The organism is Globicatella sp. HMSC072A10, from assembly GCF_001811625.1.
GTDB lineage: Bacteria > Bacillota > Bacilli > Lactobacillales > Aerococcaceae > Globicatella > Globicatella sanguinis.
The window spans coordinates 1-1,457 of sequence record NZ_KV805671.1; the positions used below are offsets into that span (position 1 = coordinate 1).

Annotated in this window: 1 protein-coding gene and 1 pseudogene; both read left to right on the forward strand. The window is 29.2% G+C overall.

Features of this window, described 5'->3' with window-relative positions; translation table 11 throughout:
• Positions 1–690: pseudogene (locus HMPREF2811_RS11365) on the forward strand (hypothetical protein); the annotation flags it as partial.
• On the forward strand, positions 687–1,433 hold the full coding sequence (gene istB, locus HMPREF2811_RS03575) for an IS21-like element helper ATPase IstB (protein ID WP_071408141.1): 747 nt from the start codon (positions 687–689) through the stop codon (positions 1,431–1,433). The pseudogene HMPREF2811_RS11365 and the gene istB, both read left to right, overlap by 4 nt.
• Positions 1,434–1,457 lie beyond the last annotated feature (24 nt).

A 1,457-nucleotide genomic window follows, 5' to 3' on the forward strand; every position in this document is an offset into this window, starting at 1 on the left:
AAAGGTCATGTAGAAGGAAGCGTTAGGATAGTAAGAAAGAATGCTTTTGCAATTAAATATGAATTTGATAGCTTTGAACAAGCTTGTGAACATTTAGAAAAAGAACTTTTTAAAATGAATAAAACTTCGTTAATAGAAGATGAAAAGAAAAAACTTTTAAGCTTAAGACCAAAATATGATTTAGCTAAAATAACTGAACAAAAGGTTGATGCTTACTCATTTGTTACAGTCGATAACAACAAATATTCTGTACCAGACTATCTAGTAGGTGAAACAGTAGTGGTTAGAAGTTATGCAAGAGAAATTAAAATTTATGTAAATGACAATCTTGTTTGCACACATAAAAAGAAAGATGGTTCTTTGGAATATTCTATCGACATTAAACATTACTTAAATACACTAGATAGAAAACCAGGAGCAATTAGAAATTCGCTTGCCTTGAAAAGCACTCCATACCTTAAAACCATCTTTGATAAATATTTTATCAAAGAACCAAGAAAATTTGTAGAGATAATTAAAGATAATAAGGAAAAAAGTACTGATGAGTTAGTAGATGTATTTAATGAATACATTAAATATGGCGAAAATGGAGTTCCAAAAGATGTGATAAAGCAAGTTAATAGCATAGAATTAAAGACCAGAATGATAATATCATCCTACGATAATCTTTTAGTTGGAGGTAACAAATGAGTATTAAAGAAATTGCAAACGAATTAAAACTTTCATATCTAAGAGAATGTCATGGAATACTTCTAGAAGAAGCATCAAATCTAGGGTTATCAAATGAGGAGTTTTTACTTCTTTACTTAGAAAGAGAACTTGAAAGAAGAAAAAACAATGGTATCACCAGAAGAATAAGCCGTGCTAAATTTGTAAACAAAAAGTTTTTAGAAGATTTTGACAAAAACAAATACTCTTTAGAATTAAATAAAAAATTTGAATATCTAGAAAAACTAAAGTTCATAGAAAACAAAGAAAATGTACTATTGATAGGAACACCAGGATGTGGAAAAACACACTATGCAACAGCGTTAGGAATTAAAGCGTGTATTGAAGGAAAAAACGTATTGTTTACAACCGTTCCAAATTTAATAATTGAACTACAAGAGTCAATGAGTAAAAACCAACTAACAAATTACAAGAGAAACTTTGAAAAGTATGATTTAGTAATCTTGGATGAACTTGGATACATCTCATTTGATAAGGCAGGATGTGAAATACTCTTTAATTTACTTTCTTCAAGAAACGACAAAGGTTCAATAATATTAACAACAAATTTAACATTTGATAGATGGGAAGAAGTATTTAAGGATCCGATGCTTACAGGTGCGATAATCGATAGATTAGCGCATAGAGCACATATCATGGATATGTCACGAGAAATAAGCTACAGGATGGAAGATACAATTGAATGGTCAAAATTAAATAGCTGAAAAAACAAGAAAAAAATTTTCTCC